The sequence below is a fragment of the Chryseobacterium sp. FH2 genome, from assembly GCF_001045455.1.
Classification (GTDB): domain Bacteria; phylum Bacteroidota; class Bacteroidia; order Flavobacteriales; family Weeksellaceae; genus Chryseobacterium.
In genome coordinates this window covers 143,866-167,007 of sequence record NZ_LFNE01000010.1, presented here as the reverse complement: position 1 = coordinate 167,007, position 23,142 = coordinate 143,866, and the positions used below count along the sequence as shown (strand labels likewise).

Sequence of the window (23,142 nt, the reverse complement as noted above, 5' to 3'; positions counted from 1 at the left end):
ACGAATTTCATAAATTTTAATTTTTGTATCTTTGCACCCATAAAAAGCTCTTTGAATGTTAGGAAGACGACAAATCCGTGAAAAAGTGGTACAAAGTGTGTACTCATACTACCAAAATCCTGTAAAGTTTGATGTTTTAGAGAAAAACATGTTTGCCGGAATAGAGAAAATCTATTATCTCTATATCTATCAGCTTAATTTTTTGGTTTCTTTGAAAGAATTGGCAGAACACCAAATCGAAATCGGGAAAAATAAGTACATTAAAACTGACGCTAATGTTAACCCTAATCAAAAATTTATCAACAATCAAGTACTAATTAAACTTGAGGAAAATCCTGAAAGATTATTTTTTACCGGTCAACATAAACAGTTGAAGTGGGATTTGCATGATGATTTATTGGTGAAAACTTTCCAGAGAATGACGGCAGGAAAGCGTTATCAGGATTTCATGAAAGAAGAAGGATATTCTTTTGAAGATGATCAGAAATTTATTGGTAAATTATTTTTAAGATATATTGCTGAAAATGAAGATTTCCATGATTATCTGGGAGATAAGGAACTTTCTTGGTATGATGATATTCACATTGCGAACTCAATGGTTCAAAAAACTATTGGTTTCCTGAAAGAAGGTGAGGAAAGCAGAACTTTAATCAAAATGGTTAAAGATGAAGAAGACAAAACTTTTGCCATGAAACTGTTGAGAAATACACTAGACAGCTGGGAAAATAATGAAAAGAAATTATCGGAAAGACTGGAAAACTGGGATTTGGAAAGAGTTTCTTTAATGGATAAAGTGATTTTATCTACAGCAATTTCAGAGCTTGACAATTTTCCTTTTACACCTTCAAGAGTTATTATTAATGAATATATCGAGATTGCAAAAGTATTTGCGACAGACCGTTCGAATATTTTCATTAACGGAATTTTAGATAAATATTGTAAAGATCAAAATAGAATTTAACATGAAAAAGACGTTATCAATTATCGCTTTGTCTATTATAGGCTTTGGTTTAGTTTCTTGCAAAAAAGAAAACAAAGAAACTCAGAGTGCTGATGCTGTAGTAGCTGACTCTACTGCTGCAACTGTAACTCCTGCTGATTCTACTATAGCTCCAGCTGCGCCAATTTCAGGTGCTGAAACTGCGGCTCCGGCTCAGTCTAACCAGCCAACAACATCTATCGCTTTATCTGAAAGCAACTTTGATTTTGGGAAAATCAAAAAAGGGGAAAAAGTAGAACACGTGTATGAAGTTACAAATACAGGAAATAACCCATTAGTGATTTCTGAAGTAAAACCCGGATGTGGATGTACAGTTCCCGATTTTACAAAAGAACCAATTTTACCGGGTAAAAAAGGTAAAATCACGTTACACTTTGATTCCTCAAACTTCGATGGAAACGTAAGCAAATTTGCAGATGTTTTTGCTAATGTAGAGAAAACTCCTATTAAATTAACATTCACTGCAAATATTCAACCATAATTAAATGAACACGTTAACAATTTTTTTACAGGCACAGCCACAAGGTTCTTCATCAATGATGCTAATCATGATGGGTGTGATGTTCGTAGGTTTTTATTTCTTAATGATAAGACCTCAACAAAAAAAACAAAAGCAGGAGAAAAATTTTCAGGAAACGTTAAAAGTAGGAACTAGAGTAGTGCTTACTTCAGGACTTCACGGAAGAATTGCTCAGGTTCAGGATGATGGATTTGTAATCGAAACATTATCAGGAAAGTTAAAATTCGAGAAAGCAGCTGTTTCTAGAGAATTTACAGAAAACCGTTTTGGAGATAAAGCTAAAACTGCAGAAAAAACAGATAAAAAAGAGATTGAATCTGAAAGTAAATAGTTTTTAGGTTCTAAAATATTACGTTTCGGCGCGGTGAGCAAAGCTCACCGCGCCGAACTTTTTTATATATCGTCAGCACCAAAACTATGTATGACAATGCCACTCTAAACGAAGCAAAACAGAATAAAGATCTATTAGAGATTATATTTTCCTTCTTCGAAATGACTATACAATCGCAACACTATAAAATCCGTATAAAGATTTGTGTTCTTTAGGGTTTAATATATCTTTGCCTTATGAATCAAAACACAAACAAAACTGTTCTTATTTTAGGGGCTAATTCCGACGTTGCAAAACAATGTATTATTCAGTATATTGAAAAAGATTTCTCAGTTATTGCAGCTTCCAGAAACATAAAATCATTAGAAGAATTTGTTCAGAAAAATAATTTTAGCTCAAAAGTTATTGTTTTAAGTTTTGATGCTGTAAATTTTGATTCACACCAAAAGTTTTATGATGAGCTCCCTGTAAAGCCTAATATTGTTGTTTATGCGGCTGGTTTTTTAGTTGATAATGAAAAAGCGTTAAGAGATTTTAAAAGTACTCAGCAAATGATGCTGACTAATTATATGGGAGCAGTTTCTATTCTGAATATTATTGCGACAGATGAAAGCAATAAAAATTTAGAAAGGATAATCGGATTATCTTCTCTTTCAGGGGTGAGGGGGCGAAAAAGCAATTTCGTTTACGGAAGTACAAAAGCTGCTTTTACACAATATTTAGCCGGTTTACGACAGGAACTGGCTTCAAGAAATGTTAAAGTAAATGCCTTAATTATCGGTTATATCCGTACAAAAATAAATGAGGGATTACAATTGAATGAATCTTTAATTATGGAACCTGATTACGTCGCTAAATTCATCGTTAATGCCGGAAATTCTTTTACCATTGTCCCGAACTTTAAATGGAAAATTATTTATTTAATTCTGAAAGTATTGCCGGAAAGCTTGGTGGCGAAACTTCCATAATTTAAATTATTCATCTCCTTGCAACAATTCCAATGCCTTGATCATATCAATTCCCTTACCTAAAACCGGTTTAAACAAATCTCCTTTCTCTTTAATTCTTTCCAATGCATTATGAATATTAAAATCAGTCGGTTTCAGACCTGATTTTAATTCTTCCCATTCCAAAGGCATTGAAACAGAAGCACCTTCTTTTGGGCGTAAACTATAGGCACTTGCCAAAGTCTGTCCGGTTCTGTTTTGTAAATAATCCAGATAAATTTTCTTGTCATCGCGTTTCTGTAAGCTTCTTTCTAAAGTTGTTATTGTCGGAAGCTTTTCATTAACTTGTTTCATCAGAATATGAGCAAAATCTTTCACCTGGTCAAAATCATATTTTCCACTCATTGGTATATAAATGTGAATTCCCGTACTTCCGGAAGTTTTACAATAGCCTTTAATTTTAATTGAATTTATAACTTCATTTACCTGTAAAGCTGTTTCTATTACCTCATTAAATGTGTTTTTCTTTGAAGGATCGAGATCTAAAACCAAATAATCTGGATGTTCCAAATCAGGAAGCGAGCTGTTCCACGGATTCATATCGATACAGCCTAAATTGTTAAGGTACGCCAAAGTTGCCTTGTCGTTACAGTAAATATAATCAATGTATTTATCGTTTGATTCCGAATAAACCTGTGTCGTTTTTATCCAGTCAGGAATGTTGTCACTCGCATCTTTTTGATAAAAACTTTGTTCTTCAATCCCATTCGGAAAACGATTTAAAGAAAGAGGGCGGTTTTTTAAATAGGGTAAAATATATTCGGCAACAGACTGATAATATTCTATCACATCACCTTTTGTTACATCATCTTTAGGAAAATAAATTTTATCTTGATTGGTCAGTTTTACGGTATGTTTATTCAAAGTAATTTCCTTTTCTTTTTCAGAAGATTTTATATTCTTTTGTTGAGAAGTTTTAGCTTTCATTTCTTTAGGGTTTTCGTTAATATCTTGGGGATTTTTATCTTCACGGATTGCTACAAAAACAGGATGACGAAAGATTCCGTCTTTGGTAATTTCAGAATATTTAATTTCGCAGACAAGTTCAGGTTTTGTCCATGTTACAGGCATATTGGTTTTCGGAACGGTTTCAAACGGAGACGTTTTTATCACCAGTTTTTTCAGTCTTTCATGAAGCTGATTTATCGATTCTTTATTAAAGCCGGTTCCTGTATGTCCGGCATAAACCAGTTTCCCGTCAATATATTTTCCTAAAATCAATGCTCCGAAACCTTCTCTTGAGCCACGAGGTTCTGTAAAACCACAAATTATCACTTCTTCAGTATTTGTAAATTTTATTTTTAACCAGTCTGAACTTCTATGATTTTCAATATAAAGGCTGTCAGATTTTTTTGCAATCATTCCTTCCAGTTTCATTTTTTTCATCTGATTAAAAAATTCGATGCCATTTTCCGGAATGTGATCGCAATATTTAATCACATCAGTTTCAATTAAAGCTTCTTTCAAAAGTTCTTTTCTTTGAATTAAGGGAATTTCTTCAGTAGAATGGCCATTAAGCCAAAGTATATCAAAAACCTGATACACTAAAGCTAAATTGGGATTGTCTCCAATTTGCTGTAATAATTGAAAATTAGGTCGCCCATTTTCGTCATAAGCTACAATTTCACCATCCAGAATCATTTTATGTTTCTGATATTCGAAGTCTTGGGAAACTTTTTCAAATTTTGATAAAAAAGAAATTCCGTTTCGGGAATAGAAGAGAGGTTCGTCTTTGCTAAGATCTGCAACAGCGCGATAGCCGTCCCATTTTATTTCAAAAATCCAGTCTTCATCATCGAATGCTTTTTCAAATGGTTTTGCAAGCATTGGCTTAATGAAGTTTTTTAATTTTTTTTCGTCAACTAAGGAATTGAATCGTTGAAATTTAGGTGTTGTTTCCGAAGTTATGATTTCTTTTTGCTGCTTTTTAGGCTTTTTTTTTCCTCTAAAAATTTGGTGACTTGAGAGCTTTTAGAAGTATTTTCTTCGGCATCATAATGTTCTTCTGCGAATTTATCGTGGTGTTTAATAAGAAGCCAGGCATTATTTTCTGCATTTTTCATCTTAACTAATGCAAATTCACCTTTAAGCTTTTTGCCGTGCAGAATGAATTTTAATGAGCCTGCTTTTAGTTCTTTCAACAATTCTTTCTCATCCGAAAGCTTACTTGTTTCATCTAAAGGTTCATAAGTTCCGCTGTCCCACACTTCCACCTGTCCTGCTCCATAATTGCCCTCGGGAATATTGCCTTCAAAATCTTTGTAATCGTAAGGGTGGTCCTCTACCATCATTGCCAGGCGTTTGTCTTTCGGATCTAAGGACGGACCTTTCGGCACTGCCCAACTTTTCAAAACGCCTTCCATTTCTAGCCTGAAGTCATAATGGAGTCGTGACGCGGCATGCCGTTGAATTACAAAAATCAGTTTGTCTTTACTTTTTTTTGTTTTTCCTTTTGGTTCACTGGTTTCGTCGAATTTTCGTTTTTCGTTATAATCTTTAAGAGCCATTATGATGCGTTTTTAGATTTTGGACTTTGTAAACTGGCTTTTAATTGTGCCATCAAATCAATCACTTTGCCTTCTTTTGCAGGCTCGGCTTTTTTAGCTTTTATTCCTTTCCCTTTAGCTTTTTGTTTAATTATTTTCATTAAAGCTTCGGCATACGTATCTTTATAAACAGTTGGGTCAAATTCTTCTGAAAGTTGTTTAATAAGGCTGATCGCCATTTTGAGTTCGGCTGGTTTAGGAGGTTTTTTAGCAGGGATTTTTAGGTCTTTATAATCTCTGATTTCCTGAGCAAATCGTAACCTGTTTAAAACTAAAACTTCATCATTATATGGACGAATCATTCCGATGGCTTCACTTTCACGGAGTACAAAAGTCCCTACACCTACCATTTTGGTATCTGATAATGCTTTTAGTAACAGGCTGTAAGCGTTTTCTCCATTTTTTTGAGGTTCGAGAAAATAAGGATTTTCAAAGTAAACACTATCTACTTCCACTTCTTTCACAAAATGCTCAATAGAAAGTATCTTTGATTTTTCGGGACTTGCAGCTTCATAATCTTCCTCATCCAAAACGATATATTTATCATCCATGAGATAACCTTTCACGATGTTTTCCCATTTTACCTCTTTACCCGTTTTTTCGTTAACTCTTTTGAATTTAATATTTGAAAAATCGGATTTGTCAAGCATATCCAAATCTAATTTACTGGTTTCTGTAGCAGAATAAATCTTTACAGGGATATTGACCAAACCAAAGCCAATGGCACCGTTCCAAATTGCTTTCATTGTCTTATGTTTTATAGGTATGAACTTGCAATGATTGTGCCGAGCGAAAAATATTTATTAAATGTGGTATTTTAATTGATATTTAACAGTCAAGATTAACGAATTGACTAAATTATTTATCAAACAAAATGATAGCTAATAAGCTTATTATTTGTAATTTGTCCTCCAATAAATATAATTAAATGAAGACAATTTTTACTTTTTTGTTTATACTTGGAATAAACATTTTTCTTTCGGCACAGAAAGTTGATTATAAAAATAATATCATTGCTGTAGATGGTAATAAAATTGGCAAAGTCGAAGTACAGAAACAAAATTTCGGGCTTACTAAAAATTTTAACCTCTACTCTATGAATGGCGAAAAATTGGTAATTGCTGTTTTAAGTACAGAATTTGAAGGTGATAAAAATGACAATACAAGTATGTATTACCGGTTCACATTTTTACCGACGAATCAGGTTGGAATTTTTAAATTATCAACTTTGGGTATGGAAAAAGGTTTTGTTAACTTAATCGGTAAAGGTGGAGTCATTGATGGAAATAATCTGAATGCAGATAAAGTGACAGAATTGATCGCCTCAAAAGGAGTGTCGCCAAGAACTGCTGTAAATTATACATTGGTATCTCGCAACAAAAATTGGCCAATTGAGCTAAAAGAAAATAAATCTATCGAACAGGGAGCAGAAAAAATTGGTTTCTTTACTTCCACCGGAAATGTTGGAGGTCAAGATTCTTACGAGTTTTTTATTCCTGACGGTGTTATGGTTGCTAAAGTAAGTTTTGCAGGAGGAAATAATGCTCAGAATTTCGAATTATTTACGGCTAAGGATAAAGTTAGAAAAATTATTCAGATTCCGCAGAAAGATAAAGTAAGTTTTTCTTCTTCAGTAGTTGATCCTAACTCGCTTACTCTTAAAAGAATTACCGCATGGTTGGTAGAGAATAATTATTTGTAAAATTAATTTTAATTAAAAGTATAAAATAAAAAGCGGAGATTTTTCTCCGCTTTTTATTTTATACTTTTAAATTTAATTGTAATTCCAATTCATCAAGCTGGTCATCGGCAATTGCAGCAGGTGCATCAATCATTACATCACGCCCTGAATTATTTTTAGGGAATGCAATATAATCTCTGATCACTTCGTTTCCGTCAAGAATTGCCACCAAACGGTCAAACCCGAAAGCTAAGCCACCGTGAGGCGGAGCTCCGTACTTGAAGGCGTTCATAAGGAATCCAAACTGAGCTTCTGCTTCTTCTTTCGTGAATCCTAATAAATCAAACATTTTTGACTGTAATTCTTTATCAAAGATTCTGATAGAACCTCCACCGATTTCGTTTCCGTTCAAAACCATATCGTAAGCGTTTGCTCTTGCTTTTCCCGGATCGGTTTCCAATAAATGAATATCTTCCGGTTTTGGAGAAGTAAAGGGGTGGTGCATTGCATGATAACGTCCGCTTTCTTCATCAAATTCCAATAACGGAAAGTCGATTACCCAAAGCGGTGCAAATACGTCTCCTTTTCTTAATCCTAAACGGTTTCCAAGCTCCATTCTCAGTGCCGAAAGCTGAGTCCTTACCTTGTGCTCGTTTCCTGAAAGAATCAGCATTAAATCGCCTTCTTTTGCTCCGAATTTTCCGGTGATTTTCATTAAATCTTCTTCATTATAGAATTTATTTACAGAAGAAGTTTTCACACCGTCATGCTGGAATTTAATCCAAACCATTCCTGAAGCTCCGATTTGTGGTCTTTTTACCCAATCAACAAGCTCATCGATTTGTTTTCTTGTATATTCTGCGCAACCTTCAACATTGATTCCGACAACCAATTCAGCATCATCAAATATTTTAAAATCTTTTCCTTTAACTAAATCATTTAATTCTACAAACTCCATTCCGAAACGGATATCCGGCTTGTCGTTTCCGTATTTCTGCATCGCATCAGCAAAAGTCATTCTTGGGAAGGCTCCAAATTCCTGACCCGTAATATCCTTAATAAGAGTTTTTGTCATTCCTTCAAAAACATTCATCACGTCTTCCTGCTCTACGAAAGCCATCTCACAGTCGATTTGTGTAAATTCCGGTTGTCTGTCAGCCCTTAAATCCTCATCACGGAAACATTTTACAATCTGGAAATATTTATCCATTCCACCGACCATCAAGAGTTGTTTGAAAGTTTGCGGAGATTGCGGCAATGCATAAAACTGTCCCGGATTCATTCTGCTCGGTACAACGAAGTCTCTTGCTCCTTCCGGTGTAGATTTGATTAAAACAGGAGTTTCGACCTCAATAAATCCTTCATCTGAAAGATAATTTCTAACCTTTTGCGCCATTTTGTGACGGAAAATTAGTTTATCTTTCACAGGATTTCTTCTGATATCCAGATAACGGTATTTCATTCTTAATTCTTCACCACCATCTGTTTCATCTTCAATCGTGAAAGGAGGAAGCTGAGATTCATTAAGAACTGTCAGTCTTTCAACTAAAATTTCAATTTCTCCAGTTGGAATATTGGGGTTTTTGCTTACTCTTTCGATTACTTTTCCTGTAACCTGGATCACGAATTCGCGTCCCAGTTTTTTTGCTTCTTCCAGTAATTGAGCCGAAGAACGGTCTTGGTCGAAAACCAATTGAGTAATTCCGTAACGATCTCGTAAATCTATCCAAATCATAAATCCTTTATCACGGATAGTTTGTACCCATCCTGACAGTGTAACTTCTTCATTAAGATTTTTCAGAGATAATTCTCCGTTTGTGTGTGATCGAAACATAATTATTTGTTTAAAGTTCAATGTTTAAGGTCTTCTATTTAAAACCTTTAATTTTCGTGTGCAAAGATAAGATTTTTGAAGATTTAGACATAAAAAACTTCCTTAGTTATTACAAAGGAAGTTCTTATTATATATTTTAATCATACTATTGTTTTATAAATTTAGATTTTAAAATTGTTCCGTTATCGTTTAATGCTTCAAACATATAAGTACCAATTGCCAAACCTGATATATTATAATGGTTATTTCCGTTTTTATTAATTTTAATCATTCTTCCTGCAGTATTGTAAACCTTGATTTCTTTTACGCCTGTTTTTCCTACAAATACAAGGTTGTCTCCATTCACCGTAAAGCCAAGTTTGGAATTGTTTCTAGTATCATTTACAGCCAGGTTCGATATTCCATAAGTAATATTGTCAAGTCTGGTGGATGCATGGTTATTTAAGCCTACAAATTTAAATGCAATGTATTGTTGCGTAGATGCAGGAACATTATAAGTAAAAGTTTGTGGTGTTGTAGTTTGCAAAGTCACTGCTGCACCAAGCGAAGTGAAGGAATCCATATCCGTTGGGCTTGAAACCAAACCTGCTTCGATGGTTCCCATAAATCCTGACTGTGTAAATTTTGAAGCTTCGAAACTCAATGTTTTAGTTCCGTCCGGAGCTATGATTTGAGGAGATATTAGATAATGGGGTTTATTAACCTGAGTAAAAGCGTATCCCTGAACGAATTTATTCGTTCCTTCCTCGTTTACGACAACCATATAGTTTTCAAAACCCGCAGGTGTACTGCTGGTCCAGCTATTTTGGGGAAATGACGGTGTTATATTGGCAACAAAAGAATCAAAATTTTCATTAATTGTTGCTAATTGCGCATTTGACAAAGAAAAAAATCCTATCAATGCCATAAGGTGTAAAGTTCTTTTCATTTAGAATAATTTTAGAGTAACAAATGTAAGATTTTTATTTTTAATTATTCTAAATAATAATTATGTAATACGTGATAAAAGTCAGCTTTTCAGTAATATACCTGTGAACTATATTGTAATTCCGTGAAAATCTAATAGCGTTTGCATTTAAGGCATGTAAGAAATATTGTTTTAGAAAATTTGATTTTATAAAAATTTTAACGGCTAATGCTTGGGAATTAGGAACAACTTCGTTAAATTCGTACTAATCAACAAAATACTTTATTACTATGGGAAAAGGAGACAAAAAATCAAGAAGAGGAAAAATCAATAATGGAAGCTATGGCAAAAGAAGGCCTAGAAAAGCTTCGAAATCGCTTGTCACGTCAGAAGACAAAAAGAAATAACTGAAAATAAAAAAGACCGAAGATTTCTCCTCGGTCTTTTTTTATATACAAATTAAATTATTTTCCCCCTAAAAGGTTTCCAAGGATACTTCCTAATCCGCCACCGCTTTGCTGTTGTTGGTTTCCGCCGCCAAGAAAGCTTCCTAAGATATCATTCAAAGGATTTCCGGAAGATTGGGATTGCCCGCCGCCAAGAACACTTCCTAAAATATCATTTAAAGGATTTGATTGTTGGGCTTGAGCCTGATTCGAAGCATTTCCCAGGATTCCTCCTAACAAATCTCCTAGACCTCCTGCACCAACACTATTTTGTTGTTTTTCTTTTCCAATATATCCCATAACTACGGGAGCTAACATTGCCAAAATAGGACCGATTTTATCAATTGAAATTCCGGTATTTTGAGAAAGCTGATTTTCTACGTTTTGCTTTTCTCCCCCAAAAATATGGTTAAGAATTGATCCTCCTTCTGCCTGCCTTGCTTCCAGTTGGGAAGAATCGTTCAGGATGCTTCCGTCATGATCTTTGTCAAGAGCATTATTTAATGCTTCAGCTTCGCTGGAATCTTGTGATTTTTTTCTAAGATAGGAAATAATTAATGGTGCAGCTACGGCTAATAAAGCTAGAACTTGATTTCTGCTGATGCCGAATTTATTTTCAGCCTGCTGTGCAACTTCGTTACCAGTGTTTCCTGTAAGTAAGTCGATTAAACTCATTGTTTTGTGTTTATTTATTGTTAAGCAGATCTAAGTTATCAAAAAATATTCCTGAATGATTCTTTTTAATCAGAAATTAGTGTTAAAGTTTTCGAATTTATTTAAGTCGTTGATTTTTAAATATTAATTTTTCAAAATAGGAACATTCGAACAAGCTTCGCCAAACATTAGAGACTTTACAATAGGTTTTAATTGCTCCACCAGTTCTATGTATGCATTTTCAGGAATTTCTTTGTCGGAACAGCCTTTTACCAAAACCCTTTTTCCTCTCATCTCATCAAAATCATGACTTTGAATGGCATTATGCATGAGGATCACTTCCAGATCTTCACGGTTGCCAAAAACTATTTTTTTAGTTACATCGGTAAGCCTGGCCGTGATTAAAAAATAAGCCCAAAGAGGAACGATAGCATCTGCGGAATTGTAAATATAGACATAAGCGTCTTGATATTCTTCTACGTTGATTGCAGCAACTTTTTCACGAAAATCTTTCTCTTTTAGAATCATTTCCATGAAAAGGAAGTCTTTCAAGTCGATGCCTTTTCTAGCTCCTTTCGGAATCAGAGTGGCAAGATCAAAATTTATCAAACCGCTCTCTGCAACTTTATTTTTGATTTCAAATTCTTCTGACATTTTTATCATTATCTTTGAACAAATTTACAAATTAAGATTCAACAATGGCTTAATTTGTTCTCTATCCTTATCATAGAAATGAAGTATTACATTATCGCAGGTGAGGCTTCCGGAGATTTGCACGGGAGCAATTTGATGAAATCTTTAAAACAGAAAGATCCGGACGCAGAGTTTAGATTCTGGGGTGGTGACTTGATGAAAGCTCAGGGAGGAAAGTTGGTGAAACATTACCGGGATTTGGCTTTTATGGGGTTTTTAGAGGTAGCTATGAACCTGAAAACAATTCTGAATAATATTAAGTTTTGTAAGGAAGATATTAAAAATCATAAACCTGATGTTTTAATCTTGATTGATTATCCGGGCTTTAATTTAAGGATTGCAAGATTTGCCAAAGAACTTGGGATAAAGGTGATTTACTATATTTCTCCTCAGCTTTGGGCATGGAAAGAAGGAAGAGTGGAAATCATCAAAAAATATGTTGATGAAATGATGGTGATTCTCCCGTTTGAAGAAGATTTTTATAAAAAACATGGTGTACACTCGCATTTCGTGGGACATCCTTTGCTTGATGCTATTTCAACTTTACAGGATATTGACATTGAAAATTTTAAATCAGAAAATAGTTTAAACGAAAAAGAAATTATTGCACTTTTACCGGGTTCCAGAAAACAGGAGGTTGAAAAAATGCTTGAAAAAATGCTGTCTGTGAGGCCTTATTTTAAGGAATATCAATTTGTAATCGCCGGTGCACCGAGTCTTCCTAAAGAATTTTATGAAAAATATGTGGACGACAACGTACATTTTGTTTCCAATAGAACGTATGATTTGCTGAGATGTTCAAAAGCAGCTTTGGTAACTTCAGGAACGGCGACTCTGGAAACGGCTTTATTAAATATTCCGGAAGTTGTCTGTTACCGGGGAAGTAAAATTTCCTATGCTATCGCTAAAAGACTGGTTAAAAATATCAACTATATCTCATTGGTCAATCTTATTATGGATAGAGAAGTGGTAAAAGAATTGATTCAAAGTGATCTTAATACGAATAACCTGGTTGAAGAGCTGAAAAAAATCATAGAAGGAGAAAAAAGAAATCAAGTTTTAAAAGACTATGAGCTTTTAAGGGAAAAACTTGGCGGAAGTGGGGCTAGTGATAATGCAGCTGAGGTTATTTTAAAAATTTAAATAAAAATTCAGTTTTTCTAGTAAAAAATCAGGCGCTTTATTCACATTTCTGATTCAATAACATATTGAATTTTGTAAAATCTGTATTAGAGAATTGTCAAATTAATTAATATTTTGACAGCATAAAAATACAATTGAGCAAACAGCCATTACTTATTCTTGTTTTATGTTTTATTCTTGGGATTTTCTTTCAGGATTATTTTTCTTTGGATGAAAATTTTATTTATTCAATTGTTATTTTTTGCTTAATATTTTTAATTTCAACATTTTTCAAGTCTTATTTTCTGCATAGATTAAAACCATATCTGTTAGGTTTGATGTTTTTCGGTACCGGAATAGCTCTGCATTTTTTTAATTGTTTTTCTTCTCAAAGTTTTTCGTTTTCCAATAATGAAACTATTGTTTTTAAAATTTCCAGAAAGCTTAATTCAAACCGGAAAAATAGAAAATATGAAGCTGTTGCTCAGATTGGGAAGGAAGTTTTCAATACAATTTTATATGTCCCGAGAAAGGAAGATGAATTAGATTTTGATCACTACTATAAATCAAACACTTATATCACAAAGCCAAAACCTCCTCAATATGATTTTCAATTTAATTACGCAACCTATTTGAAGCGGAAGCATATTGAATATCAATCTTATATAAATGATAAAATTTTTTCTGCAGAAAGAAATGATTTAAGTTTAACTGAAAAATTTTCACAGAAAAGGCTGGAAGTCCTTCAAAATATTGACAAGACTAAATTATCTCCAAAAGCAAGAGAATTTTTAAAAGGAATTATTCTTGCAGACCGTACAGAAATCGATTCTCAAACTGTCCAGGATTTCAATAAATCAGGATTGGTACATTTTCTCGCGATTTCAGGGACACATATTGTTGTGATTTTTGGATTGTTCTATTTTTTACTGATGAATATTTTGTCATTAAAATTTAGAAAATATGCAATTGTTTCGAGCTTGGTTTTTATTTGGCTTTTTACTGTATTCATCGGTTTTGGAAGTTCAGTTGTCCGTTCAAGTATTATGCTGAGTATTTACTTTATTTATGTTTTACTTCAAAGAAAGCCGGATTTGCTTCACTCTTTGTCTTTATCAGCTTTTATCATTTTAATTTTTGATACTCAACAGATTTTTGATATAGGTTTTCAATTGAGTTTTCTTGCTGTCCTGGGAATATTTTGGCTAAACCAACCGATTTTAAATTATTTACCAAAACAGGATAATTGGTTTAAAAAATTAATTTTTAATACCATTTCAATTTCTCTTTCTGCTCAATTGGCGACACTTCCATTGGTTTTATATTATTTTCATCAATTCTCTTTTGTATCAGTAATTGCCAATTTTTTTATTGTTCCGTTTTCGGAAATCATCATTGTGCTGTCATTTCTGATGACAACCTTTATAGCCTTTAAAATTGATTTGGGTCTCATCAACGTTGTTTACGATTTCACTATTCAGTTGTTATTGAAAATTATTCATTGGTTTGCGGATTTTGATGTATTGTATTTTGAAAACATTCCAATGAATTTGGTTGAGGTTTTTACTCTGTTTTTGATTGTATATCTGCTGAGGTTTGTAATTTTAAAATTAAACCTTAAAAATTCTGCAAGATTAATAATGTCGCTTTTTGCCTTTTTTATTTTGAGAATCGGCTTTGATTGTTATGAAAACCAGAAAACGGAAATTTTAGTTCATAATTTTAATAAAGGTAAAATATTCTCTTTTAAAGAAAGGGGACAGAGCTTGTTTCTGGATTAATAAAAATTCAGATAAACAGAAAGTTGAACAATTTATTATCAATCCTTACAGCTCTTCAAGAAGACTTGACCAGATTGAAATTAAAACTTTTCCTGAATCAACACAAGCGGTTGTTTATAATGGTAAAATTTATAATTTAGATTAAATGTTAAAATTTTAGTCTTTCCCTAATTTGTACATCTAAGATTCTTATTTAGAAAGATTACAAACTGACTAATTGTGAGATTTCTCACTTTTTGATCTTGTTAACATTTCTTAATTTTGTGGGAAATTCAAATTTAAACTTATATGGCAGGTTTAACGAGTTCTACGATAGGTAGAAAATATGCTATGGCATTATCAGCTATGTTTTTGCTGATTTTTCTTATACTGCATTTGACGACCAATTTGTTATCAGTTCTGAACCGTGATGCATTTAATACAGCATCTGATTTCATGGGCTATAATCCTTTTGTGCAGTTCTTAATGCAGCCTATTCTTGGTTTTGCGGTTCTTTTTCATTTTATTATGGGATTTGTGCTGGAAATTAAGAATAATAAAGCGCGTCCTATAAAGTACGCATCAAACAATCCTTCTGTGAATTCTTCATGGATGTCTAGAAATATGATTATTTCCGGAGCGGTTGTTTTGGCTTTCTTAGCGCTTCACTTTTATGATTTCTGGCTTCATGAAATTAATTACAAGTATGTGGAAGGGCTTGCTCCCGATGCAGAACGTTTTTGGCCGGAATTGCATGAGAAGTTTGCTGATATCTGGAGAGTGGCTTTGTATGTGATTGCTTTTGTTTTATTAGGATTACACTTGGCTCATGGTTTCCAGTCTTCTTTTCAGTCAATTGGGGCTAGACATCCAAAATACACTCCGGTAATCAAGGCCTTTGGAAAATGGTATTCTATCCTTATTCCGGCAGGTTTTATTTTTATCGCAATTTTTCACTTTGTAACTCAATCATAATATCAATTACTTATGAGTAAATTAGATTCAAAAATTCCAGCGGGTCCTTTAAAGGATAAATGGAAAAATCATAAAGACCATATGAACCTTGTTGCACCAAACAACAGAGATAAAATTGATATTATTGTTGTAGGTACAGGTTTGGCAGGTGGTTCTGCTGCAGCTACTTTGGCTGAGCAGGGATATAACGTAAAGGCATTCTGCTATCAGGATTCTCCAAGAAGGGCACACTCTATCGCGGCTCAGGGGGGTATCAATGCAGCTAAAAATTATCAGGGAGACGGGGACTCTACGTACAGATTATTCTATGACACTATAAAAGGTGGGGATTATAGAGCGAGAGAGGCAAACGTTTACAGATTAGCTGAAGTTTCTGCAAATATTATCGACCAATGTGTTTCTCAAGGAGTTCCTTTCGGAAGAGATTACGGCGGTCAGCTGGATAACCGTTCATTTGGTGGGGTTCAGGTAAAAAGAACTTTTTATGCAAAAGGACAAACTGGTCAACAGTTATTATTAGGTGCATATTCTGCAATGAGCCGTCAGATCGGTAAAGGTAGAATCAAAATGTATAACCGTCATGAGATGTTAGATCTTGTAATTGTTGACGGGAAAGCAAGAGGTATCATCGCGAGAAACCTTGTGACAGGGGAGATTGAAAGACATTCTGCTCACGCTGTTGTTATTGCTTCCGGAGGTTACGGAAATGTATATTTCCTTTCTACAAACGCAATGGGTTCAAATGTTTCTGCAGCTTGGAAAATCCACAAAAAAGGCGCATATTTTGCAAACCCTTGTTATGTACAAATTCACCCGACTTGTATTCCTGTTCACGGAACTCAGCAGTCTAAACTGACTTTGATGTCAGAATCATTAAGAAACTCAGGAAGAATCTGGGTTCCTAAGAAAATTGAAGATTCGGTGGCAATCAGAGAAGGTAAATTAAGACCTGAAAATATTAAAGAGGAAGATAGGGATTATTATTTGGAAAGAAGATATCCGGCATTCGGGAACTTAGTACCTAGAGACGTTGCGTCCAGAGCAGCTAAAGAAAGATGTGACGCTGGATACGGAATAGAAAATAATGATACGAAAGAAGGTGTTTACCTTGATTTCTCTACAGAAATTATGAAAAAAGGTAAAGAAGCCGCTATCGAGAAACATATTCATAATCCAACTGAGCAACAACTTTATGATTTAGGTAAAAGTTGGGTTGAGGAAAAATACGGTAACTTATTCGTAATGTATGAAAAGATTACAGCCGATGATCCTTACAAAACACCGATGAAGATTTATCCTGCAGTTCACTATACGATGGGAGGTGTTTGGGTTGATTATAATCTTCAGTCTACCATTCCCGGATGCTTCGTCATTGGTGAAGCCAACTTCTCGGATCACGGAGCCAACAGATTGGGAGCTTCTGCATTGATGCAGGGTCTTGCAGATGGATATTTCGTACTTCCTTATACTATTGCAGACTATCTTTCTGCAGATATCAGAACGGGGACAATTCCTACAAACTCCGGGGAATTTGACGAAGCTGAGAAAGGGATTAAAGAAAAAATAGATTTCTTCTTAAATAATAAAGGAACTCATTCCGTAGACCATTTCCATAAGCAATTAGGAAATATCATGTGGAATAAAGTAGGAATGGGAAGAACACCAGAAGGCTTAAGAGAAGCAATTAAAGAAATCGAAGAAGTAAGAAACGATTTCTGGAAAAATGTAAAAGTTCCTGGTGAAGGCGAAGGCATGAACACTGAGCTTGAAAAGGCGTTCAGAGTGGCAGACTTCTTAGAACTTGGACAATTAATGGCTATCGATGCATTACACAGAAATGAGTCTTGTGGAGGACATTTCCGTGAAGATCACTCAACTCCGGATGGAGAAGCGGAAAGAGATGACGTAAATTTCAAGTACGTCGGGGCTTGGGAATATCAGGGAAGCGATATCAACGCGGAAGTGTTGCATAAAGAAGACCTGATATATGACAACATCGAGGTTAAAACTAGAAGTTATAAATAATCTCCAATCTATAAATATAACATTATGAGTGCAAAAAAAGGCTTACATCTTACACTGAAAATTTGGAGACAAAAAAATAATAAATCTAAAGGTCAGTTTGAGACTTATAAAATATCGGATGTTTCTACAGATTCTTCATTCTTAGAAATGCTAGACATTCTGAACGAGAATATTATTAACGAAGGAAAAGAGCCGGTAGCTTTCGATCACGACTGTCGTGAAGGTATCTGCGGGATGTGTTCTCTTTACATCAATGGTAGAGCGCACGGTCCTGATACAGGGATTACTACCTGCCAGCTTCACATGAGAATGTTTAAAGACGGTGAAACTATCGTTATTGAACCTTGGAGAAGTGCTGCTTTCCCGGTTATTAAAGACTTAATGGTAGACAGAAGCGCATTCGACAGAGTAATGGCTGCTGGTGGCTTCATTTCAGTGAACACTTCCGGTAATACTTTGGATGCTAATGCAATCCCGGTTCCTAAAGAAGATGCGGACAAAGCTATGGATGCTGCAGCTTGTATCGGATGTGGAGCTTGTGTGGCTACATGTAAAAACGGATCTGCGATGCTTTTCGTAGGAGCTAAAGTTTCTCAGTATGCTCTTTTACCTCAAGGTAGAGTAGAAGCAAAAAGAAGAGTTCTAAACATGGTAAAAGCTATGGATGAGGAAGGATTCGGAAATTGCTCAAACACTGGCGCATGTGAAGTTGAATGCCCTAAAGGTATTTCTCTTGAAAACATTGCTAGAATGAACAGAGAATATATGGCGGCTCTTGCTGACAGAGGATAAAATTAATTAAGATACCACAAAAAAATCGTCTCCTTACCGGATGGCGATTTTTTTAGTTAAATCTTTCATAAAAGTAGTATTTAATTGCTTTTAGTTTATTGAAAAACTTATTTTTGCGTAATTATAAAATTCAAAATGAAAAAATATCTTTTATTGTTTATCATCGCAATTTTTGTGATGTCTTGCTCTAAAAAAGTAGAAGTAAAAGGAAAAATTACTGGAGGTTCTCCATTAGAGAGAATCGAATTTATTGAAGCTTCGGGTGTAGCTACATTACCTTTAACTAATATCGGTCTGAAAAATGACGGTACTTTCTCAGGAAGCTTCGAAGCTCCTAAAAGTGGGATGTACGTGGTTTCTTATGGCGGAAAACAAAATTTAATTTATTTAAAAGCTGGTCAAAACCTTGAAATCTCAGGAAACGGAGCAACATTCCCATCAGAATATGTGATTACAGGTGATGCAAAGAAGAACAATGATTTCTTCACTGCTACTCAAAAATATCTTGCAAATTATGCTCAGACCGTAAATATGAATGAGCTGATGACAAAAGATGAAGCTACTTTTGTAAAAGGTTTGCAAAAAGTTGAAACCGATGTTAACAAAAATATCGACGAAAACGCTAAAAAATTCAATCCTGATAATGAAGTAATCAAGTGGAAGAAAAATGATATTAAAGGAACATTGCTTTCTATCATGGGGCAGTACGAAATGATGAAAAAACAGATGTCTGGTAATCCATCATTCAAAGTGGCTAAAGCTTTTACAGATTATGAAGACAAACTTCAGGAAAATAAGGACGAGATGGTAAAGGAAAATCCTGCTTACAGAAGTTACCTTTTGTCAAAGATGAGTCCTGATTTCCAAAAATATGCTGAGGGAAAAAGCAAAGGAAAAACTGATATTACAACTTCAGAATTATTCAATGAATATTTAAAAGGCAAAAAAGAAATTTCTCAGTTGACTAAAGATTATCTTTTGGCTTTTGTAATGGCTCAGTCTGATATTCATCCCGGAACTCCGGCAAAGACTTCAGATAAGATTAAAAAAATTATTGATGAAGATATCAAAGATGTTACTATCAAAAAAGATTTAGTGCAGATTCAGTTAGCTGTAAACGGTTTGAAAATCGGAGAAATTGCCCCTGATGCATCATTAATCAAACAGGATGGAAAATCTTACAAACTTTCAGAGAATAAAGGAAAACCTTATATGATTGCTTTCTATGCATCTTGGAATCCTTACATTGGAGAAGCTACTGTTCCTATTTTGAAAGAAGTTGTAAACTTCTACAAATCTAAAATGAACTTTGTTTTTGTAAATGTAGATGATACTAAAGATCAGTTTATCAAAACAAGCAACTCTTTGTTAAAAGGAATTACAGGGACAAACGTTTATGCTGAAGGAGGATTAAATTCTGATATTGCTAAGAAATATGGAGTCTACGGATTCAAACTTCCGAATTTCGTAATCGTAGATAAAGATGGAAAAATTGCATCAAGATCTTATGTAAATCTTGGTGAGCAGGAATTGGTGGAAATCCTTGACAAGCAAACAGGCCTTTCAGCTCCAAGGGTAAATCCTAATGTTCAGTTACAGCCAGGTTTCGGTCCTGAGCAAGGTGCTCAACAAATGCCACAACAACCGGCTAATCCACAACCGGCTCAGACAAAATAACAAACTTTAACATGTATAGAAAACCTTGTCTTCGGATAAGGTTTTTTTTATTGTATTTTTGCAAAATAGAAAAAATAGAATTTGCTGAATGAAAAAGAAGAAAAATATTATTCTTGAAAATATAAGGCTGTTAACTGCCGGTGCTAAAGGAGTAGCGATAGGAAAGACAGAAGATGGAAAAACCGTTTTGGTTTCAGGAGGGATTCCGGGAGACGTAGTGAACGCAAGAGTAAAGAAATCAAAATCTAAATATTTTGAAGCTGAAACCATTGATATTTTAGAAAAATCTCCGTATAGAATTGAGCCAAAATGTATCCATTTCGGAACTTGTGGCGGTTGCAAATGGCAAAATATGAGTTATGAAAAGCAATTAGATTTTAAGCAGGAAGAAGTTTATAACAATATTAAAAGAATTGGCGGAATTGATAATTTTGAAACGATTTCTATTTTAGGTTCAGAAGAACAGTATTTTTACAGAAATAAAATGGAATTTTCTTTCTCAAATGCCCGTTGGCTTACTCAATATGAAATAAGCTCTGAAGAAAATTTTGGAAGTAAAGATGCTTTAGGCTTTCATATCCCTGGAATGTGGAGTAAGATTCTGGATCTTAAAGAATGTTTCCTTCAGGAAGATCCTTCTAATGCGATCCGTTTGGCAGTCAGGAATTTTGGTGTTGAAAACGGGTTAGATTTTTTTGATGTTAAAAATCAGGAAGGTTTCTTGAGAACTTTAATGATGAGACAGAATTCAAAGGGTGATTGGATGGTTTTATTCCAGCTTTATAGAGAGGAAAAAGAAAACCGGGAAAAACTTTTTGAATACTTATTAGAGAAGTTTCCACAAATTAAAACGCTGGTTTACGCTATTAATCCAAAGCCTAATGATTCAATCTATGATTTAGATGTTAATGTTTACTTCGGAGATGGTTTTTTAATGGAAGAGATGGACGGATTGAAGTTTAAAATTGGTCCGAAATCATTCTTTCAGACAAATTATAAACAAGCTTTAGAGCTTTACAGAAAAACTCTTGAATTTGCCGATTTAAAAGGAGATGAGGTCGTTTACGATTTATATACAGGAACAGGAACAATTGCTCAATATGTCGCAAGAAATGCTAAACAGGTAATTGGTATTGAATCTGTTCAGGAGGCTATCGATGCTGCAATAGAGCATGCCGAGCTTAATGGACTTACGAATACGACTTTCTATTGTGGAGATATGAAAGATATCTTTAATGATGAATTTTTAGCAAATCATCCAAAAGCAGATGTATTAATCACTGACCCGCCAAGAGACGGGATGCATCAGAAAGTTGTAGAGCAAATCTTAAAACTTTCTCCTGAAAAAATAGTGTATGTAAGTTGTAATTCGGCTACCCAGGCAAGAGATCTGGCTTTAATGAAAGAGCATTATACTTTGGTGAAAATTTTACCGGTAGATATGTTTCCACAAACTCATCATGTGGAAAACATAGCTTTGCTGATTAAAAAATAAATTAATTACATTTGAATTTCAAATATTAATATGAAATATTTTACATTTCTCATACTTACCGGTTTTCTAAGCATGCTTATGTCTTGCGGAGGGGATGATGATATTTGCGAAAGCGGTGAGGGAACACCGAGAATGAAGGTTTCCTTTAAAAATACGGACGGTAAAGAAACTGTTTTAGATTCGATATATGTTGCGGTAGATTACGGTTCCGGAAAGGTGCAATTAGGAGGAACTAATAATGCCACTTCCAGGTTAATCCCTTTAAGGGTAGATGATTCTCCTTCTACCGATGTGTATTTCAGACTTACGAATATGGGTCAGGAATCACATATTAAAATAAATTATACTACAAAATCTACTTATGTTTCCCCCGGATGCGGTGTGAAAAAAAATTACGAAAATCTAAGTTCAGAATTAATAACTCCTACTCCGGTTGTATCATTAGAACCAGGACAAAATTTTATAGATAATGAAGACAAGACTAGTCTATACCTTATTTTTCAGTCTTTGTAGCTTATTGAGTTTCGCTCAGGAAAGCAAAGAAGGCAATAAAAAAGAAAAATGGAAATATGAGCCGAATTTTATGGTTGGTGTTGATGTTCTTAATTTAGGATTATCTTTTTTTTCGGACAGGCAAATGTATCAGGGATTTATATCATCAAAAATAAATGGTAATATTCACGGAATTATTGAAGGTGGTTTTGAAAAAAATATTTATCAGAAAAACGGATATGATGCAAAAGTAAATGGGCCTTTCCTGAAACTAGGAACTTTTTATATGCTTGCTAAGGATGCTGAAAATGAATTTAACGGTTTTTATGCAGGGGGTAAAGTAGCAGGTTCATTTTATAGCCAGGAATACATGTCTGTTCCTGTACGTGGATATGGAGGAAGCAATTCTTCTGTTGCTTTTCCTTCTTCCTCACAATCATCTTACTGGATAGAAGGAGTAATTGGAGGAAGAGTCCAGCTTTTTGAATCCAATTTTTTTATAGATGTGAATCTTCAGCCTAAATATATGGTTTTCACTACAAAACAAGATGATATTCAACCTATGATCGTCCCGGGCTTCGGAAGAAGTTCTTCAAAGTTCAATATGGGATTTGCATGGAATATTGCTTATAAGTTTTAACGGCTACCAGCCTCAGGTTTCTTTTTAATAATCCCATTATTCAGTACATCATATAATGCCTCTAATTCTTTTGGAGGCATTCCTGCGTCAAAACTATTGGATGTATATTGTTTCCCATCAGATGTTATGATAATAGATGATGCTAATGCCATGTCTGAAAATCTATCTGTTGTTGGGGATTCATATGAAGATATTTTTGACAAATCAACTAAGTTTACCTGCACGGAAATATTCTGCCATTCTTCAGAAGACAAAGGAAATGTAGTATTTTCTCCGTTCAAAGAAACTATTTTTGAATTTGAAGTAAAGGTTATTATTCTGTTTGTGCCTCTTGTTTGTTCTGTTAATTGTATTTTTTCGATTTTGAATTGTTTTAAAGTAAATTTTGAATTATCCGGTTTTATTTCATTTTTGTTTTGCGAAGTACAATTTGAAGTAAAAGAAATGAAAAAAACGGAAACTAATAATATAAAGATTTTCATTTGTTGTATTTTAATTATTGTTAGTATTTTTAAGCAAGTTAATAATGTTTATTTTAAAAATAC

Annotated in this window: 23 protein-coding genes; 15 read left to right on the top strand and 8 right to left on the bottom strand. The window is 34.1% G+C overall.

All coding sequences use genetic code 11. The features are described 5' to 3' along the window. The first annotated feature begins 55 nt into the window (after window positions 1-55). The 4 genes from ACM39_RS15245 to ACM39_RS15230 all read left to right on the top strand — a co-directional run bounded on the left by ACM39_RS15245 (window position 56) and on the right by ACM39_RS15230 (window position 2,819). A complete protein-coding gene (locus ACM39_RS15245) occupies window positions 56-961 on the top strand; it encodes a transcription antitermination protein NusB (RefSeq protein ID WP_048511901.1) in 906 nt (301 codons plus the stop codon). A gap of 1 nt (window position 962) precedes the next feature. After that, entirely contained in the window at window positions 963-1,481 is a 519-nt protein-coding gene (locus ACM39_RS15240) for a DUF1573 domain-containing protein (protein WP_048511900.1), read from the top strand. 4 nt (window positions 1,482-1,485) lie between these two features. Next, window positions 1,486-1,851: a preprotein translocase subunit YajC gene (gene yajC / locus ACM39_RS15235; protein ID WP_048511899.1), complete on the top strand. Its 366-nt coding sequence runs from the start codon at window positions 1,486-1,488 to the stop codon at window positions 1,849-1,851. 236 nt (window positions 1,852-2,087) lie between these two features. Further along, window positions 2,088-2,819 carry an SDR family NAD(P)-dependent oxidoreductase gene (locus tag ACM39_RS15230; RefSeq protein ID WP_048511898.1) on the top strand — a complete coding sequence of 244 codons (732 nt, stop codon included), beginning with the start codon at window positions 2,088-2,090 and terminating at the stop codon, window positions 2,817-2,819. Window positions 2,820-2,825: 6 nt separating this feature from the next. Here the strand turns inward: ACM39_RS15230 and ligD are convergent, their stop codons facing one another. The 3 genes from ligD to ACM39_RS15215 form a co-directional block, all read right to left on the bottom strand. After that, window positions 2,826-4,685, bottom strand: coding sequence for a DNA ligase D (gene ligD, locus ACM39_RS15225; RefSeq protein ID WP_048511897.1), 1,860 nt, complete (start codon window positions 4,683-4,685; stop codon window positions 2,826-2,828). A 77-nt stretch (window positions 4,686-4,762) separates the two neighbouring features. Further along, window positions 4,763-5,365, bottom strand: a complete 603-nt coding sequence (locus tag ACM39_RS15220; protein WP_048511896.1) for a DNA polymerase ligase N-terminal domain-containing protein — start codon at window positions 5,363-5,365, stop codon at window positions 4,763-4,765. After that, a complete protein-coding gene (locus ACM39_RS15215; RefSeq protein ID WP_048511895.1) occupies window positions 5,365-6,150 on the bottom strand; it encodes a Ku protein in 786 nt (261 codons plus the stop codon). Before ACM39_RS15215 ends, ACM39_RS15220 begins: the two co-directional genes overlap by 1 nt. 182 nt (window positions 6,151-6,332) lie before the next feature. On the opposite strand from ACM39_RS15215, the gene ACM39_RS15210 reads away from it, so the two are divergent. Then, complete coding sequence (locus tag ACM39_RS15210; protein ID WP_048511894.1) at window positions 6,333-7,106, top strand: hypothetical protein; 774 nt, start codon at window positions 6,333-6,335, stop codon at window positions 7,104-7,106. 58 nt (window positions 7,107-7,164) lie between these two features. Here ACM39_RS15210 and aspS read toward each other — a convergent pair whose 3' ends face one another. Together aspS and ACM39_RS15200 are read right to left on the bottom strand one after the other, a co-directional pair. After that, window positions 7,165-8,919, bottom strand: a complete 1,755-nt coding sequence (gene aspS / locus ACM39_RS15205; RefSeq protein WP_048511893.1) for an aspartate--tRNA ligase — start codon at window positions 8,917-8,919, stop codon at window positions 7,165-7,167. Window positions 8,920-9,064: 145 nt separating this feature from the next. Next, window positions 9,065-9,847 carry a T9SS type A sorting domain-containing protein gene (locus ACM39_RS15200; RefSeq protein ID WP_048511892.1) on the bottom strand — a complete coding sequence of 261 codons (783 nt, stop codon included), beginning with the start codon at window positions 9,845-9,847 and terminating at the stop codon, window positions 9,065-9,067. A 269-nt stretch (window positions 9,848-10,116) separates the two neighbouring features. Here ACM39_RS15200 and ACM39_RS18920 point away from each other — a divergent pair, with 269 nt between their 5' ends. Further along, entirely contained in the window at window positions 10,117-10,233 is a 117-nt protein-coding gene (locus tag ACM39_RS18920; RefSeq protein ID WP_082140619.1) for a 30S ribosomal protein THX, read from the top strand. A 57-nt stretch (window positions 10,234-10,290) separates the two neighbouring features. On the opposite strand, the gene ACM39_RS15195 is transcribed toward ACM39_RS18920, so the two are convergent. Next, a complete protein-coding gene (locus ACM39_RS15195; RefSeq protein ID WP_048511891.1) occupies window positions 10,291-10,947 on the bottom strand; it encodes a DUF937 domain-containing protein in 657 nt (218 codons plus the stop codon). 123 nt (window positions 10,948-11,070) lie between these two features. After that, window positions 11,071-11,580: a DUF2480 family protein gene (locus tag ACM39_RS15190; RefSeq protein ID WP_048511890.1), complete on the bottom strand. Its 510-nt coding sequence runs from the start codon at window positions 11,578-11,580 to the stop codon at window positions 11,071-11,073. Window positions 11,581-11,658: 78 nt separating this feature from the next. Here ACM39_RS15190 and lpxB point away from each other — a divergent pair, with 78 nt between their 5' ends. The 9 genes from lpxB (at window position 11,659) to ACM39_RS15145 (ending at window position 22,597) form a co-directional block, all read left to right on the top strand. Then, window positions 11,659-12,762, top strand: a complete 1,104-nt coding sequence (gene lpxB, locus ACM39_RS15185) for a lipid-A-disaccharide synthase (RefSeq protein ID WP_048511889.1) — start codon at window positions 11,659-11,661, stop codon at window positions 12,760-12,762. A gap of 317 nt (window positions 12,763-13,079) precedes the next feature. Further along, window positions 13,080-14,522, top strand: a complete 1,443-nt coding sequence (locus tag ACM39_RS15180; RefSeq protein WP_228377128.1) for a ComEC/Rec2 family competence protein — start codon at window positions 13,080-13,082, stop codon at window positions 14,520-14,522. Between the two features lie 288 nt (window positions 14,523-14,810). Then, window positions 14,811-15,476, top strand: a complete 666-nt coding sequence (locus tag ACM39_RS15175) for a succinate dehydrogenase cytochrome b subunit (RefSeq protein ID WP_048511888.1) — start codon at window positions 14,811-14,813, stop codon at window positions 15,474-15,476. 12 nt (window positions 15,477-15,488) lie between these two features. Then, entirely contained in the window at window positions 15,489-17,501 is a 2,013-nt protein-coding gene (locus ACM39_RS15170; RefSeq protein WP_048511887.1) for a fumarate reductase/succinate dehydrogenase flavoprotein subunit, read from the top strand. A gap of 24 nt (window positions 17,502-17,525) precedes the next feature. Next, window positions 17,526-18,293, top strand: coding sequence for a succinate dehydrogenase/fumarate reductase iron-sulfur subunit (locus ACM39_RS15165; protein WP_048511886.1), 768 nt, complete (start codon window positions 17,526-17,528; stop codon window positions 18,291-18,293). A gap of 135 nt (window positions 18,294-18,428) precedes the next feature. Then, window positions 18,429-19,970, top strand: coding sequence for a TlpA family protein disulfide reductase (locus ACM39_RS15160; protein ID WP_048511885.1), 1,542 nt, complete (start codon window positions 18,429-18,431; stop codon window positions 19,968-19,970). An 88-nt stretch (window positions 19,971-20,058) separates the two neighbouring features. After that, window positions 20,059-21,465: a 23S rRNA (uracil(1939)-C(5))-methyltransferase RlmD gene (gene rlmD, locus ACM39_RS15155; protein ID WP_048511884.1), complete on the top strand. Its 1,407-nt coding sequence runs from the start codon at window positions 20,059-20,061 to the stop codon at window positions 21,463-21,465. Window positions 21,466-21,495: 30 nt separating this feature from the next. Then, window positions 21,496-21,978 (top strand): hypothetical protein, encoded by a 483-nt coding sequence (locus ACM39_RS15150; protein ID WP_048511883.1) that lies wholly within the window; start codon window positions 21,496-21,498, stop codon window positions 21,976-21,978. Then, window positions 21,935-22,597: a DUF6048 family protein gene (locus ACM39_RS15145; protein WP_048511882.1), complete on the top strand. Its 663-nt coding sequence runs from the start codon at window positions 21,935-21,937 to the stop codon at window positions 22,595-22,597. The genes ACM39_RS15150 and ACM39_RS15145 overlap by 44 nt, the downstream gene beginning before the upstream one ends. Here the strand turns inward: ACM39_RS15145 and ACM39_RS15140 are convergent. Continuing rightward, window positions 22,594-23,079 (bottom strand): hypothetical protein, encoded by a 486-nt coding sequence (locus ACM39_RS15140; RefSeq protein ID WP_048511881.1) that lies wholly within the window; start codon window positions 23,077-23,079, stop codon window positions 22,594-22,596. The genes ACM39_RS15145 and ACM39_RS15140 overlap by 4 nt on opposite strands. Window positions 23,080-23,142 lie beyond the last annotated feature (63 nt).